The 14,840-nt window shown below is 70.4% G+C and carries 15 protein-coding genes; 8 read left to right on the top strand and 7 right to left on the bottom strand.

Features of this window, described 5'->3' with window-relative positions; genetic code table 11:
* Positions 1-89: 89 nt before the first annotated feature.
* Positions 90-1,229 (bottom strand): Nif3-like dinuclear metal center hexameric protein, encoded by a 1,140-nt coding sequence (locus tag NM1_RS19720; RefSeq protein WP_068021626.1) that lies wholly within the window; start codon positions 1,227-1,229, stop codon positions 90-92.
* Positions 1,230-1,373: 144 nt separating this feature from the next.
* Positions 1,374-2,411, bottom strand: coding sequence for an Rv2231c family histidinol phosphate aminotransferase CobC (gene cobC, locus NM1_RS19715; RefSeq protein WP_084519803.1), 1,038 nt, complete (start codon positions 2,409-2,411; stop codon positions 1,374-1,376).
* 44 nt (positions 2,412-2,455) lie between these two features.
* Here cobC and NM1_RS19710 point away from each other — a divergent pair, with 44 nt between their 5' ends.
* Together NM1_RS19710 and NM1_RS19705 are read left to right on the top strand one after the other, a co-directional pair.
* Complete coding sequence (locus NM1_RS19710; protein WP_068021624.1) at positions 2,456-2,959, top strand: low molecular weight protein-tyrosine-phosphatase; 504 nt, start codon at positions 2,456-2,458, stop codon at positions 2,957-2,959.
* 25 nt (positions 2,960-2,984) lie between these two features.
* Positions 2,985-3,878: an SURF1 family cytochrome oxidase biogenesis protein gene (locus NM1_RS19705; RefSeq protein WP_068021649.1), complete on the top strand. Its 894-nt coding sequence runs from the start codon at positions 2,985-2,987 to the stop codon at positions 3,876-3,878.
* A gap of 519 nt (positions 3,879-4,397) precedes the next feature.
* Here NM1_RS19705 and NM1_RS19700 read toward each other — a convergent pair.
* Complete coding sequence (locus NM1_RS19700) at positions 4,398-5,573, bottom strand: cobalamin biosynthesis protein (RefSeq protein ID WP_084519802.1); 1,176 nt, start codon at positions 5,571-5,573, stop codon at positions 4,398-4,400.
* Between the two features lie 314 nt (positions 5,574-5,887).
* On the opposite strand from NM1_RS19700, the gene sigJ reads away from it, so the two are divergent.
* Entirely contained in the window at positions 5,888-6,817 is a 930-nt protein-coding gene (gene sigJ / locus NM1_RS19695; protein ID WP_068021622.1) for an RNA polymerase sigma factor SigJ, read from the top strand.
* A gap of 102 nt (positions 6,818-6,919) precedes the next feature.
* Here the strand turns inward: sigJ and ald are convergent, their stop codons facing one another.
* Together ald and NM1_RS19685 are read right to left on the bottom strand one after the other, a co-directional pair.
* The gene (gene ald / locus NM1_RS19690) at positions 6,920-8,032 is read right to left on the bottom strand and encodes an alanine dehydrogenase (protein WP_068021645.1); all 1,113 of its coding nucleotides are present in this window, start codon (positions 8,030-8,032) and stop codon (positions 6,920-6,922) included.
* 139 nt (positions 8,033-8,171) lie between these two features.
* Entirely contained in the window at positions 8,172-8,582 is a 411-nt protein-coding gene (locus NM1_RS19685; protein ID WP_147289005.1) for a hypothetical protein, read from the bottom strand.
* Positions 8,583-8,727: 145 nt separating this feature from the next.
* Between NM1_RS19685 and NM1_RS19680 the strand changes: the two genes are divergently transcribed.
* From NM1_RS19680 to NM1_RS19670, 3 genes are all read left to right on the top strand, one after another.
* Positions 8,728-9,243, top strand: coding sequence for a gamma carbonic anhydrase family protein (locus NM1_RS19680; RefSeq protein ID WP_174556892.1), 516 nt, complete (start codon positions 8,728-8,730; stop codon positions 9,241-9,243).
* Positions 9,244-9,416: 173 nt separating this feature from the next.
* Positions 9,417-9,575 (top strand): hypothetical protein, encoded by a 159-nt coding sequence (locus NM1_RS19675; RefSeq protein WP_246011386.1) that lies wholly within the window; start codon positions 9,417-9,419, stop codon positions 9,573-9,575.
* 138 nt (positions 9,576-9,713) lie between these two features.
* Positions 9,714-10,334 (top strand): TetR/AcrR family transcriptional regulator, encoded by a 621-nt coding sequence (locus tag NM1_RS19670; RefSeq protein ID WP_068021615.1) that lies wholly within the window; start codon positions 9,714-9,716, stop codon positions 10,332-10,334.
* 1 nt (position 10,335) lies between these two features.
* On the opposite strand, the gene NM1_RS41310 is transcribed toward NM1_RS19670, so the two are convergent.
* Entirely contained in the window at positions 10,336-12,336 is a 2,001-nt protein-coding gene (locus NM1_RS41310) for an Eco57I restriction-modification methylase domain-containing protein (protein WP_373864056.1), read from the bottom strand.
* A 102-nt stretch (positions 12,337-12,438) separates the two neighbouring features.
* Positions 12,439-13,236 (bottom strand): nuclear transport factor 2 family protein, encoded by a 798-nt coding sequence (locus NM1_RS19660; RefSeq protein ID WP_068021613.1) that lies wholly within the window; start codon positions 13,234-13,236, stop codon positions 12,439-12,441.
* A 139-nt stretch (positions 13,237-13,375) separates the two neighbouring features.
* On the opposite strand from NM1_RS19660, the gene NM1_RS19655 reads away from it, so the two are divergent.
* A complete protein-coding gene (locus tag NM1_RS19655; protein WP_068021612.1) occupies positions 13,376-13,693 on the top strand; it encodes an ArsR/SmtB family transcription factor in 318 nt (105 codons plus the stop codon).
* A complete protein-coding gene (locus NM1_RS19650; protein WP_068021610.1) occupies positions 13,690-14,244 on the top strand; it encodes an SRPBCC family protein in 555 nt (184 codons plus the stop codon). The genes NM1_RS19655 and NM1_RS19650 overlap by 4 nt, the downstream gene beginning before the upstream one ends.
* Positions 14,245-14,840 lie beyond the last annotated feature (596 nt).

Genomic DNA, 14,840 nt, shown 5'->3' with positions numbered 1-14,840 from the left:
GTCATTCCCGCCGTCGCGGCCCCCTGGGGCCGCGACGGCGGGACCATGGCCCACGCCTGGCACCTTCCTCGTCTCGGCCCGGGGGAGGCTCACCCGTCGGCCGCACCCAGCGTCCACGGATCGGTGCGAATCTGCGAGACGCGGGTCTGCAAGGCGGGCAAAGCCTTTCGCACCACCCCCTCGGCCTGGGCGCACCACGGGAATTCGGTCGCCCAGTGCGCGGCGTCGATCAGCGCCGGGCCGCCCGCGCGCAGGTGCTCGTCCGCGGGATGGTGGCGCAGGTCGGCGGTGACGTAGGCGTCGACGCCGAGGCGGGAGACGGTGCCGAGGAAGGAATCACCGGCGCCGCCGCACACGGCGACCGTGCGGATCGTCCGATCCGGATCACCCGCCGCCCGCACGCCCCACGCCGTCCCCGGCAGCGAGGCCCGCACCCGGGCGGTGAAGGCGCGCAACGACTCCGGCTGCCCGAGTTCCCCGACGCGGCCCAGGCCCCGCTCGGACGGTAGCTCGGCACGCTCGGTGACGTGAAAGGCCGGTGATTCGTACGGATGTGCCGCCCGCAGCGCGGCCAGTACCGCGGTACGCGCCGACGGCGGGGCCACCACCTCGAGGCGGTCCTCCGCGACCCGCTCCAGCGAACCGATCGTGCCGACGGCCGGATTCGCGCCCTCGACAGGCCGGAACTGCCCGGTGCCCGGCACCTGCCAGCAGCATTCGCGGTAGCCGTCACTACCACCCGCCCCCGCCGCGAACAGCGCCGCCAGAACGGCATCGGCATGCTCGACCGGCACCTGAACCGTCCATTTATCCACGGCTGCAACAGGTTTGGGGGCCAGCGGCCCGGTGACGGTCAGCCCGATGGCGTGCGCCAAGGCGTCGGATACCCCCGGATCGGCAGAATCGGCATTGGTGTGCGCGGTGAACAGCGCGCACCCGTTGCGGATCAGCCGGTGCACCAGCGCCCCCTTCGGAGTGCTCGCCGCCACGGTGTCCACGCCGCGCAGCAGCAGCGGGTGGTGCACCACCAAAGCCTGTGCGCCCCAGCCGATCGCCTCGTCCACCACGGCGGCGGTCGCATCCACCGCGAACAGCACCCGCGACACGGCGTCCCCCGGGTCCCCGCACACCAATCCCACCGAATCCCACGACTCGGCCAGTCCCGGCGGATAAGCCGCGTCCAACACGCCGATCAACTCCGACAGCGCCACCGCACCGCTCTCCGTCACCGAACCTCCTCCACTCCAGTAATACTCACCGACCCCACCCCACGCGGATACGACACTTCCCGCACCCCTTGCTGAACCTCGCACGCCTTATATGGCCCTGCAAGGGGTGCGGGAACACGCAGGGGGTGCGAGAGTCGGGACTGGTCATAGGCCGAGTTCTTCGAGGGCGGTGATCAGATGCTCGACCTCTGCGGGGGAACGGACGGCCAGGCGGAGATGGCCCGGGGCCAAGCCGGGGAAAGTATCGCCGCGTCGAACGGCGATATCCCTGTCCGCCAAGCGCTTGCGGAGCAGTTCGGCGTCGGGAACCCGGATCAGCAGGAACGGGCCGTGTGCGGGTTCGTGCACCTCGATGCCCAGTTCGCGCAGGCGCGGGACCATCGCCGCCCGATCGGCCGCGATTCGCTCTGCGCGCGAACGGGATTCGGCGACCGCCACCGGATCCGCCGTTGCGGCAATGGCTTCCAGTTGCAGCGTGCCGATCGGCCAGTGCGCCCGCCCGCGGTCCAGCCGCGCCAGCACCGGCGGCGGACCGAGGATATAGCCGCAGCGCAAACCCGCCAGCGCCCACGTCTTGGTGAGACTGCGCACTACCAGGACGTCGGGAAGCGATTCCCCCGCAAGCGATTCCGACTCGCCGGGCACGGCGTCGGCGAATGCCTCGTCGACCACGACGAGGCGGCCGGGGCGGCGCAGCGCGTGGATCGCCGCCGCCGGATGCAGCACCGAGGTCGGATTGGTCGGATTGCCCACCACCACCAGGTCGGCGGCCTCCGGCACCAGTCCCGGGTCCAGTGCGTACGGCGGCTCCAGCACGACCTGGGCGACCGCCACCTCGGATTCCCGCAGCGCCAGCTCCGGTTCGGTGAACGACGGGTGGATCACCGCCGCCAGCTCCGGCGCCAGGCGGGGCAGCATGGCGAATCCCTCGGCGGCACCGGCCAGCAGCAGCACCTCGTCGGGCGAGCGCCCGTGCCGCGCGGCCACCGCCGCGCGTGCCGCGGCGACCTCGGCCGCATCGGGATAGCGCCCCAGCTCGTGCAGCCGGGCCGCGAGCCTGTTCCGCAGCCAGTCCGGCGGCGCGCTGCCCTGCACGTTCACCGCGAAATCGAGCATGCCCGGACGCACGTCGGCATCGCCGTGATGGCGCAGCCGCGCGCGATCCGTCGTGTCCTGTGGCACAGCCCCCTACCCTACGTGGCCGCCATCGGCACCGACCGGCCAGAATGGCTGTCGTGGGCGAGCTGCACGTGACCTTCATCTGCACCGGCAACATCTGCCGGTCTCCGATGGCCGAGAAGATCTTTGCCGCGCACCTGGAGCGGGCGGGGCTCGCCGACCGGGTGCGCGTGAGCAGCGCCGGGACCACGGCCTGGCATGTCGGCTCCGATGCCGACCCCCGCACCACCGCGCTGCTGCGCCGCCACGACTACCCGTTCGGCCATCTCGCGGCCATGATCGGCGCCGATCACCTCGACGCCGATCTGCTGGTCGCGCTCGCCACCTCGCACGAGCGCGAACTGGCCCGGCTGGGGGTGCCGCGGGCGCGCCGCCGCCTGCTGCGCAGCTTCGACCCCCTCGCCGACGACGGCGACGTGCCGGATCCGTACTACGGCGGCGACGCCGAATTCGAGCTGGTCCGCGAGCAGATCGAGGCCGCCGTCCCCGGCATGCTCGACTGGGTCCGCGAGCAACTCGGGGATGACGGACCCGCCGGGCGTGACCGATGAGCGACCGGGTGGAGTCATGAGTCTGCTGCGCCGCCTCACGTTCCTGCTGCGCCCCAGCTGGCTGATCCTCGCGGTCGTCGTGGTGGCGTTCGCGTACCTGTGCTTCACCATCCTGGCGCCGTGGCAGTTGGGCAAGAACAACAGCACCTCGCATCGCAACGACCTGATCGCCGCCTCGGTGAACGCGGCGCCGGTCGACATCACCACGCTGCTGAACGATCCCGAGGCGCGCGACACCGAGTGGCGGCGGGTCGTCGCCACCGGCAGCTACGTCCCCGGCTCCACGGTGCTGGAGCGGCTGCAGCGGCTCAACGACAGCCCGGCCTACGGGGTGCTGGCCGAATTCCGGCTCGACGACGGCCGGACGCTGCTGATCGATCGCGGCCTGATCGCGGCCGTCGACGGCGCCCGCATCCCGCCGATCGCCGAGCCGCCCGCCGGACCGCAGCGTCTGGAGGGCCGGGTGCGCAAGTCCGAGGGAGTGATTCCCGGCAAGGAGCCGATGACGCAGGACGGCTACCGCCAGGTGTATTCCATCGACGCCGACCAGCTGTCGGCCGTGTACGGCGCGCCGCTCGCCACGGTGCCGCCGGACGGCGGATTCCTGCAGCTGACCGACGGCCAGCCGGGCGCCTTCAGCCCGCCGCCGCTGCCGCAACTCGACGCGGGCCCATACCTGTCCTACGGCCTGCAGTGGATCGCCTTCGGCATCATGGCCCCCCTCGGCCTCGGCTACTTCGCCTGGGCCGAACTCCGCGAGCGCCGCAGGGAGCGCGCCACCACCCCCACACCGGTCCCCACCGAACCACTCGGCGCCACAACCGATTCCACCACCCCTCCCACCGACACCACTCCCGCACCCAACCCACCGTCCAACGCCGACCGCCTCGCCGACCGCTACGGAAACACCCGCCGCTGACACCACAACACGCGACCGACCACCACCGCGGCACACCACTCGATCCACCATCATCCCGGCATCGGCCACCCACATCCCGGCACACCATCCCCACATCCCGGCGTGCCGCCACATCCCAGCAGCACCGCCACCCACATCCCGACCTGCCGCCACATCCCAGCAGCACCCGCAACCCGGCGTGCCCCCACATCCCAGCAGCACCACCACCCACATCCCGACCTGCCGCCACATCCCAGCAGCACCCGCAACCCGGCGTGCCGCCACATCCCAGCACACCGCCACCCACATCCCGGCCTGCCTTCATCCCGGCACACCACCACCCGTCATCCCGCATGCTTTTGGCTGGGATCGCTACCTAGGCCGCAGTGGATTCCGGCCATATGCATGCCGGAATGACAATTGATGTCGTGCGCCGGAATTCGGGGACGGATCCGCTCGGCTTCCCGCGGACAGGATCAGGGAGTCCCGCAGACAGGATAAGGGTGTAGCGCGCACAGGGTGAGGGTGTCGCGCGGAGGGTCAGGGTGTGGCGCGGCCGCGGGCGAGGGCCGCTATCGCGGCGGTGAGCGCGGATGCTGTCTGGATCGCCTGCGAGAGCCGGACGGCGCGGCGTAGGTCGGGGACTCGAGGGGCGGGGCCGTCGCCGAGGGTGGGGCGCATCTCGATGCCGTGCCGGTACTCGGTCCGGCCGCCGAGCCGGATACCGAGCGCACCCGCCATCGCCGATTCCGCCACGCCCGCATTGGGACTGGGGTGCGCGGCGGCATCGCGACGCCACGCGCGCAGGGCCGCGGCAGGCCGGCCACCGGCCAGCGGAGCCAGCACCGCGGTCAGGGCGGCGCTCAACCGGGCCGGGATCAGATTCGCCAGATCATCGGTGCGGGCGGCGGCCCAGCCGAAATTGGTGTAGCGCTCGTTGCGATAGCCGACCATCGCGTCCAGGGTGTTCACCGCCCGATATCCGAGCAGCCCCGGCACTCCCGCGACCGCGCCCCAGAACAGCGGGGCCACGGTCGCGTCGGACGTGTTCTCGGCGATGGATTCGAGGGCGGCGCGCGCCAGCCCGTCGGCGTCGAGCAGCTCAGGATCGCGTCCGCACAGCGAGGGCAGCACCCGCCGCGCCGCCTCGATATCCCCCGCCTCCAGCAGGTCGGCCATCTCCCGTCCCGTCCGCGCGAGCGTCGTCCCACCCAGCGCGGTCCAGGTGGCGAGCGCGACCACCACCACCGTCCCCGCATTCGCCGCCGCCCCAACCGGCGCACCCTCGTAGAGCGAAGCCGCCGATGCCGTGCGCCACCACCCTCGAATCCCATTGCGCCGCTTCGCCGTACCGAGCCAACGTCGCCCTCGATCGCCAGCTCCCCCACCTACCGAACCTTGCGCGACCAGACCCGCCGTACCGGACCGACACCGCCCGCCACGACCCGCGCGCCCACCCGCCAACCGCTGCGCGACCAGACCCGCCGTACCGGACCGACCCCGCCCACCACAACCCGCGGGCCCACCGGCCAGCCGCTGCGCGACCACCCCCGCCGCGATAACGCCCCCGACCAGCACGGCCTCGTGCACGACCCCCGCACCGCGGGAATCCCGGTACGTCACGGCCTCGAGCCGCGCCGCCGCCGACCCGAACCCGGCCACCGGATGCCACCGCCGCGGATCACCGAGCACCCGGTCCAGCGCGAAACCCAGCATCAGCCCGGCAGCCCTCGCAGTCCCCTTACGCACCGAGCGAGAGTAACCAGCCGACTCCCGAGCCCCGGCCCGCGCCCCGGCACGACCAGCTCGACGGAACGCGCCCGGCGTCGATCCCGCGGACCACCTCGGCACACCACCGGGACCGGCGACACCGAACTCCCGCACCCCGTGCCTGCTCTCGCACCGCCTACACGACATGCGGGGAGCGCGGGGTGCGGATGGTGGCGGGGCGATGTCACACTCGCGGATGCTGCGGCGTCACCATCTCGACGCACCGATAAGCTCGGGCGAACGGAAAGAAAGGCCCGCACGTGACAACCGAGGAACGCCCCGGCGATATCGACCAGACGGAGCTGGCCCGGCAGTTCGAGGAGCACCGGCAATACCTGCGCCGGCTCGCCTACAGCACGCTGGGCAGTCTCAGCGACGCCGACGACGTGGTCCAGGACGCGTGGCTCCGGTTGCAGCGCTGGCACGACACCCGTTCCCCCGGTGAGCAGATCGACAATCTGCGGGCCTGGCTGACCACCGTCACCGGTCGCCTCGCCCTGGATCAGCTGGGATCGGCCCGAGCCCGACGCGAACAGTACGTCGGCGAATGGCTCCCCGAACCGGAGGTAACCACCATGGACGATCCCGCCGATCGGATCTCCCAGGACGACCGGGTCACCACCGCGCTGCTGGTCGTGCTGGAATCGCTGTCACCGGCCGAGCGCACCGCCTTCGTCCTGCAGGAGGTGTTCGGCATGACCGGCCCGGAGGTGGCCGAGGTGGTCGGCCGCACCCCGGCCGCGGTGCGACAGCTCGCCTCACGCGCCCGCAAGCACGTCGAGGAGGGCACGCCGCGCTTCCCCGCCAGCCGTGACGAACACGAGAAGGTGGTGTCGGCGTTCGCGCTGGCCTGGCGGTCCGGCGACCTGAGCGCACTGCTCGGTGTGCTCGACGAGAAGGTCACGCTGACCGCCGACGGCGGCGGCAAGGTGCCCGCCATCCGCGAGCCGCTCAGCGGCGCCGAACTGATCGCCAAGCTGTTCTTCGGCTGGTACAAGGCGGGAACCGGCGCCTGGGGCAAGCATGTGCTGGTCAACGGCGAGCCCGGCCTGGTGGTGTTCGACGGCAGCCACACCGGGGTGTTCTCGTTCATCGTCGACGACGGGCGGATCACCGGCATCACCATCGTCCGCAACCCCGACAAACTGCACGAGGTTCCGGACGACGTCGAGCCGGATTGGTACCTCTGAGCTTCCGAACCCGGCCTGTTCGCCCACTTCTCGGCTGATGACGGCAACAATTGCCGCCTGCCGTCGATATGTGGATGAACAGGCCGGATTGCGAGTTCGAAGTCAGACCGCAGTCGGGGCGCCCATGGCGACCAACCCGTGCGCCCGCGCCACTTCGGTCGAAAACAGTTGTCCCGCATCGGCGGTCAGCCCGTGCGCCAGTCCCGGATCGGACCGGCAGGCCCGTTTCCAGCCGAGATCCGCGATGGCACGCACGTACGGCAGCGTGGCGTTGGTGAGCGCGACGGTGGCGGTGTGCGGCACCGCACCCGGCATATTGGCCACGCAATAGAACAGCGAATCCGCAACGCGGAAGGTGGGTTCGGCGTGCGTGGTCGGGTGCGAGCTCTCGAAACAGCCGCCCTGATCGATCGCGATATCGACCAGCACCGACCCCGGGCGCATCCGTTCGACCAGCGTGTCCGGCACCAGCCGCGGTGCCCGCGCGCCCGGTACCAGCACCGACCCGATCACGAGATCCGCTGCCGGAACCGCCTTTTCGACCTCGGCGGCATTGGAGCCCAGGGTGGTGATGCGGCCGCCGAAGCGGGCGTCGAGTTCGCGCAGGCGGGCCAGGTTGGTGTCGAGCACCGTGACCCGCGCGCCCATCCCGACGGCGACGGTGGCGGCATTGGCTCCGGCGACGCCGCCGCCGAGCACCACCACATCCGCCGGTCGAGCCCCCGGCACGCCACCCAGCAACACTCCGGCACCGCCATTGGGCGCCATCAGGTGATGCGCACCCACCTGCGTCGCCAGCCTTCCGGCGACCTCGCTCATGGGCGCCAGCAGCGGCAGCGATCCGTCGCGGGCGCGCACCGTCTCGTAGGCGACCGCGGTGATCCCCGACCGCAGCACGGCGTCGGTGCACTCCCTGGACGCGGCCAGGTGCAGGAAGGTGAACAGCACCTGCCCGGACCGCATGCGCGAGTACTCCGGCGCGATGGGCTCCTTGACCTTCAGCAGCAGTTCGGCCTTGCGCCAGACGGTCTCGACCGACGGCGCGATCCGCGCGCCCGCCGCGATGTAGTCGGTATCGGTGAATCCGGATCCGTCGCCCGCACCGGTCTCGATCAGCACCTCGTGCCCGTGGCGGCCGAGTTCGCCGGCCCCGGCCGGAGTCAGCGCCACCCGCTGCTCCTGCGGTTTGATCTCCCGCGGAACCCCGATCCTCATACCGCCATCGTCGTCCACCCGAACCCCGGCCGCCACGATCACACCTCGGCGATTCGCAGGATGGCAATCAACCGGCAACAGAACGGCGGGATTGTCTGCAACGTGCGCAGTTCGGGGCGACGCGCGGCGACGGGCCCGTTCAGGCCAGCTGCGGCTTGTACATCCCCACCGCCAGCCCGATCAGCGTGACGACCTCGGCCTGAGTGAACGAGCCGGGCTCCAGCCCGTCGCCGGAGATGAAGGCGTCCACCACCCGCTCGCGCGCCACCTCGACCGGCAGTCCGGCCTGCACCAGTCGCTCGATCTCCTCGGCGAGGTTGCGGCCGGTGTGCACCGCGCCGAGCGCCGAGGTCCGCACCATGCGCTCCAGCCCACCGCCCGCGGCCAGCGCGGCGGCGACGAAGCGGCGGTCCTGCTCGGTGAGCACCGGGCCGGAAAGCGTTGGCGACATGGCGGATTCGTCGGGATGATCCACCGCCGTGGCGCACCCCGCGACGAGGCACATCAGCGCCACAGCAACAGCCGCCACCGCGGCCGATCTCGAAAGCACCGGCGAATTCTGCCACCACCGAGGCACTCCGGGGCCGGTATGCGCGACCACGACGGAGCACGGATCGCACGGACCGGTGCGGCGATGCGGGGCGGAGCCGACGCCGCGGTGATGCCACGAGCCCGCGGCGGCTATGTTCGGGATCATGAGGATCCAGTTGGGTGAACATGTGCCGGAGATCGCCGACAGCGCGTGGCTGGCGCCGAACGCGACCGTGATCGGGCGGGTGCGCCTCGCGGCGGACGTGAGCATCTGGTACTCGGCGGTCCTCCGGGGCGATATGGAGGACATCAGCGTCGGCGCCGGCACCAACATTCAGGACGGCTGCGTGCTGCACGCCGATCCCGGCTTCCCACTGACCGTCGGGTCCGGGGTTTCGGTGGGGCACAACGCAATCCTGCACGGCTGTACGATCGGCGACGATGTCCTGGTCGGCATGGGCGCGACCGTTCTCAACGGCGCCGTCGTCGGCGCCGGGAGCCTCATCGCCGCCAACGCGCTGATTCCCGAGGGCGCCCAGATTCCGCCCGGCTCTCTGGTCGCCGGCGTTCCGGGCAAGGTACGGCGCGAACTCGGCGAGGCCGAGCTGGACCGAATCCGGCTGAACGCGGCGGTCTACCGGCACAACACGGCCACTCACCGAGACGGCGTCGAGGTGTGATACATCGCACACTGGTCATGTGACCATGTCTGCGGCTTGCTAGCATTTGGCCAGCGTGCCCGGGGTCCGGAAACGGAGGCAGGTGGCTCGTTCGCGAGACGAGCCGTCCCCGGACGGCGGGCCCGCGACGAGGGCAAGCAGGAGGTTTCGCGGTGTCGTGCGAGCAGTCCGGTATGCACCGAAGCAGGGGAAAGCTCAGCGTGGCCGATATCGCGGCCCAGCCGGGGGGCATCGAGGCGCTACAGCGTCGAGTCCACGAATTACGGTCCAGCGGTATAGATTTCGCCGCCAATGCCATCGAGCAGGAGATGGCGGAGCTGGACCTGCGCTGATCGGGTCCGGCGCGTCGTCGGCTGTGCGACGCCTCACGTCGACACGCGTGGCTGCGGCCGCGCGCACGGTCCGATGAGATAATGACTGTCACCCTTCCGCATCGACGCGGTAACACAGCCGATTCGACTGGAGACTCGATGCCATCCGTTCCCCCGATCCTGGCTCGCATCCTGGAGAAGCCGCGGGCCGACGGCGAACAGCTACTGGAAAGCGCGCTGTCGGCATTCCTCGACTTCGGGATCAAGCGCACCAGCATGGGTGAGATCGCGCGCCGCGCCGGAATCAGCCCGGCGACCCTGTACCGGCGGTTCGAGTCGAAGAACGACCTGATCGAGGCCGTCGGGGTGCGCGAGGCGCAGCTGTTCGTCGCCGAGATCGAACAGCGGGTCGCGGGGATCGCCGACAGCGAGGACCAGCTGGCCGAGGTGTTCGTCGCATTCATCACGCTGCTGGCGCGAAACGAACTGCTGCAGCGGCTACTTCGCACCGAACCGGATCTGATCCTGCCGCGGCTGACCACCGAGGCCGGCCCGATTCTCGAGGTCGGCCGGGCCTACCTCGCCGACAAACTGCGCGGGCTGCAGAAGGCCAACGACGGCCTGGATTTCGACGCCGACCTGGTCGCCGAGATCATGGCGCGCCTGGCGCAGTCGCTGGCCCTGACGCCCGAGGGGATGATCCCGCTCGGCGACGAGAACGCCGCCCGCGAATTCGCCCGCCGCACACTCATGCCCATGGTGGCGGTGCCGCGCGCCTGAGCTACCCGGGGCCGAACGCGAGCGCGTCGACCCCCGGATCGAGCGCGAATGCCGCCGAGACCAGCTCGTCGAGCGCATCCTGGTCGAGATTCGATGCGCTGTCGATACATTCGCCGACCAGAACGCCCAGCGCTACCGCGGCGGGGGTGGCCGGATCCGGCAGCGGCAGGCGGCCGACGTACTGCGTGATCCAGCGCCGCCGCCCGGCGTACAGGCGGTTACCGCACACCGCATCGTAGAAGCGCAGTCCCAGCGTCGAATTCGCCACGCCCATCAGCAGATACGCGAGGAGATCGTCGCCGATGTCGGGCAGCGAGATCCAATAGCAGTCGCCGTTGACGATCGCTCCGCTGCGGTCGAGCGCGAACCGGGGCCGCACACTGATGTCCGGGAACACCAGTTTCGGCCGCGACCACAGGTGCGGGCGCTGCGGCACCCAGATCTCGAACCATTCCCGCCCACCCGCCGTGACGTAGTCCCGCGCGGCCAGCGTGTCCTTGTGTTCGGCCAGATACGCTGCGGCCGCGGGAAATTCGCCCAGGTCGATCGGCGTCCGCCGGGACCTGGTCACATCGTAGGGATACAGCACCCGCCGCGGGCTCGTCCGCGTGATCCGCCACGGCGCCAGGTCGTGGTGGGTCAGCAGATCGAACAGCAGCTCCGATTCCGGCCGCGGATCCCGCTCCTCCCAGCAATCCGAGATGAACACGCGATCCGCGGTCGTCTTGATACCCACCCGGATTCGCGCCACCTCCCCGAATGTCCGCCACGTCCGCTCCCCCACCCGTCGCAACCACGCGTCCCGGCCCGGACGAGACATCCGCCACGGCACCGACGCGTCGACCGGCAAGCTCTCGTATTTCGGTGCCGCACAAGTTCGTTCATCGCCGTCGACCGAGACGACGCGCCCGGGGTCCGCGGGCATCGCGTTACTGCCGACCAGATCTCCCGCGTACCCTGCGCCCGGATCCTCCAATGCCGCACCGTCCGCTCTCACCGAGTCACGGCGTTCCATCGTTGCCTCGACACCTCGTCTCCCCGGCAGTTCCTCTGCGGAGGTGGCAGATTCGGACCCGTTCCCGAGAGGCCACTCGCGGGACAACGGCGGTTCCGTGAGCCATGCCGCCGTCCCCCGAGCAGTTGCGGTCGGGGCGAGCGTGCCTACCTCAACGGCGATCGCGCGGCCGCAATGTGTCACCAGCGAATCGGTGGGGCCGCTCAGGGCGGCGAAAAGGTCCGAGCCGTCGGCCTTTTCGGCGGTATCCAGCTCGTACGCCGAGACATAACGACAGGTCTCGACCGGGCGGGTCCGCACCGCGACCGTGATCGCGGGCAGTACGGCGGCCTCGAACAGCTTGGTGTCGCCGAGGTCGTAGAGTTCGACCGGCGACATCTCGGCTCGCAGCAGCGCGCGCAGGTTCGCCCCCGCCTTTGTGGTGAGAAAACGGTTGGCGCACAACAGGCCGAGTACCCCGCCGGGGCGCAGCAGCCGGGGCACCGTCGCGACGAACGGGTGGGTCAGATCGATGCGGCCGCGCAGGCCGTACCGCTGGCTGAGCAGCCGCGCGGTCGCACCACCCAGCTGCTGGGTCCGCACGTACGGCGGGTTGGTGATGACGACGTCGAAGCTTTCGTTCGCCAAATCTTCTGCGGCGCACAGAAAGTCCCCCGTATGCCAGTCGATGCCGAGCCCTCCTGCGCGCTCTCGCGCCACCTGGATCGCATCCGCGTGCAGATCGAAACCCACCAGACGCACCCGTAGCCCCGGAAATCGCTGCGCCGCCGCCTGATTCACGGCCAGCAACAGTTCCCCGTCGCCGCAGGCGGGATCCAGCACCCGCAGCTCCCCCTGTGGAACCACATGCTCGACCAACCGCTCGGCCAGAAATCGCGCCAGCCGCTCCGGCGTGTAATGCCGCCCGTGCCGCTTGCGCGCGCCCGCCCCGCCGAGCCCCGCACCCGCCCGCCGGTCCGTCGATGCCTGCCCACCCCAGCCATCCATATCGGGCATTCTGCCCGCCCCCACCCCGCTCCGCGCGCAATGCGCCGGTATGCCCGCGATCCGCAACCTCATCGAGCCGCATCCATCGCGACACGACCGGTGCTACTCGGCGATGTAAACCTGCAGGGCCGTGATCTTCCCGCCGCGCGCCACCTCGGCCTCGGCGATGCCACGGCCCGTGGGTGTGTCCACCGTGGCGGTGACGAATCGCCCGGCGGCGATGGTCTTGCCGACCTCCAGCCCACCCGTGCGGGCGACGAATCCCTCGATACCGATCGGAGTTCCCGCCCAGTACACACCCGCGTCCGCCGCCAGGGCAGCCCGCACCGCCGCGCCGTCGCCACGACCGGCGGCCTCCAGCAGCCCGATCGCGGCGCGCCTGCCCGCCGCGCCGACGCGGACGAAGCCCCGCGCGAAACCCAGTGCGCCGCCGACACCCTGATTGCCCAGCAGCTGCGGCGCCAGCTTCACCGCGGCGCCCAGACCGGGGACTCCGGCGCCCAGCAGCTGCCCGATCATCACCGGCAGCTCCCAATGGGCGTGCAGCTGCCGGATCTTCAGGTCACCGCCGGTGCGGACGACGTCGTAGCGCAGGTGCATCGGGACCCGCAGCGTGACGCCGGTCGACATGGTCGTCTCGATCGCCAGGTCGCGATACACGGTCATGCCGCAGACCACGTCGTGTTCGATGTCGAAGGCGATGCCGTTGGGCGCGATGAAGGTGTCGTAGAACCGCTCGACCGCCGCCGTCCCCACGTGCGCCCGCGAGCCGACCGGGTCCTCCACCCGGGCGTCGGCCGCGAACAACCCCACCCACGCGGCCCGGTCGTGGACGGCGACGGCCTGCGGCGACCGCTCGACGGTGGCCAGCAGTTCGGGTGCGGTGGCAGACATCGGCAATCCTTCGCGCTTCGATGCGGGCGACATGACCCACTCAATCTATAACGCGTTCTAATTCACCGCCGGAGAACAGGCGGGAATCCGATTGATCAGGTTATATGCCTTGTAGCGTATATACGTGTAGGAGTATGTTAGGAGCGTGGCGAACGACCTCTTCTCCGTGGTGGCCGAACCGCAACGCAGGCGGATCCTCGATCGGCTGCGCGCCGGTGACGCCACCGTGGGCGAGCTCGCCACCCACCTGGAACTGCCGCAACCGACGGTGTCGAAGCATCTGCGGGTGCTGCGCGACTCCGGCTTCGTCACCTGCGAGGTCGCGGCGCAGAAACGGATCTACCGCCTCTCCCCCGGCCCCTTCGAGGAGCTGGACAGCTGGCTCACGCCGTACCTGCGGCTGTGGCCACGCCACCTCGACGCCCTGGGCCGCCACCTCGACCGAAAGGACCGCACGCCATGACCACCCGCCAGTACCATCCCGGCCCGCTGCAACAGGTGGACCTCGTCCAGGACGACGGGCACTGGGCGCTCGTCTTCACCCGCGAATTCCCGCAGGGCCGGGAGGCGGTGTGGTCCGCGCTCACCGAGCCCGACGAGTTGCGCGAATGGGCGCCCTACACCGCGACCCGGTCCCTCGCCGCGCCCGGACCCGTCACCCTGCTCATGATCGACGGCGACGAACAGCAGGAGTTGCACGGCGAGGTCCGCACCGCCGAGCGACCGGCCCTGCTCGAATTCACCTGGGGCGACGACGTGGTGCGCTGGGAGCTGACCGAACACGGCTCCGGGACCGTACTGCGGCTCACCCACCGACTCCCCGAGCGCACCGTCGCGGCGCAGATAGCGGCGGGCTGGCACATATGCCTGGACGTCGCCGCCCTCCTGCTCGCCGGCACCCCCGTCGGCCCGATCGTCGGCGCCGACGCCCTGAACTACGGCTGGCCCGACCTCAACGAGCAGTACGCCGAACGCCTGGAAGTCGAGGCCCTCGACCCACCCACCACCCAGTAATCCGTCCCGCCCACCTGATCCCGTCGTCGCGGCCCCAGGGGCCGCGACGACGGGAATGCAAGGAACCGACCGGCGTCGGGATAGACGACGGGAATATGCAAGGAACCGACCGGCCTCGGGATAGACGACGGGAATATGCAAGGAACCGACCGGCCTCGGGGTAAAGGAACCGGCCAACGGAAATGCAAAGAACCCGCCGACGACGGAAATGCAAAGAACTGACCGACGGCGGGAACAAGGGGACTACCGGCCAAGGACGGGAACGACAGGAACCACCCACCACGACGAGAACCATAGGAACCACCCACTGAGCCATCCGCCCCCTGATCCCGTCGTCGCGGCCCTAGGGGGCCGCGACGACGGGAAATGAAGGAACCGGCCATCGACGGGAATAAACGGGACAACCGCCCGAGGACAGAAACGATAGGGTCGACCGCCCGAAGCCGGGAACGACAGGGACAACCACCCGAAGCCGAGAACGACAGGGACAACCACCCGAAGTCGGGAGCGACAAGTCGGCGGACCCAGGACGAGTTCGGTCCCGGGTCTGGGGCCCTTTTTATTTCCCGTCGTCGCGGCCCCCTGGGGCCGCGACG

The organism is Nocardia mexicana NBRC 108244, assembly GCF_001613165.1.
In the GTDB taxonomy this organism is placed as follows: Bacteria; Actinomycetota; Actinomycetes; order Mycobacteriales; family Mycobacteriaceae; genus Nocardia; species Nocardia mexicana.
Note: the sequence above shows the minus strand (reverse complement) of the source record. Positions and strands in the feature narration are given on the sequence as shown.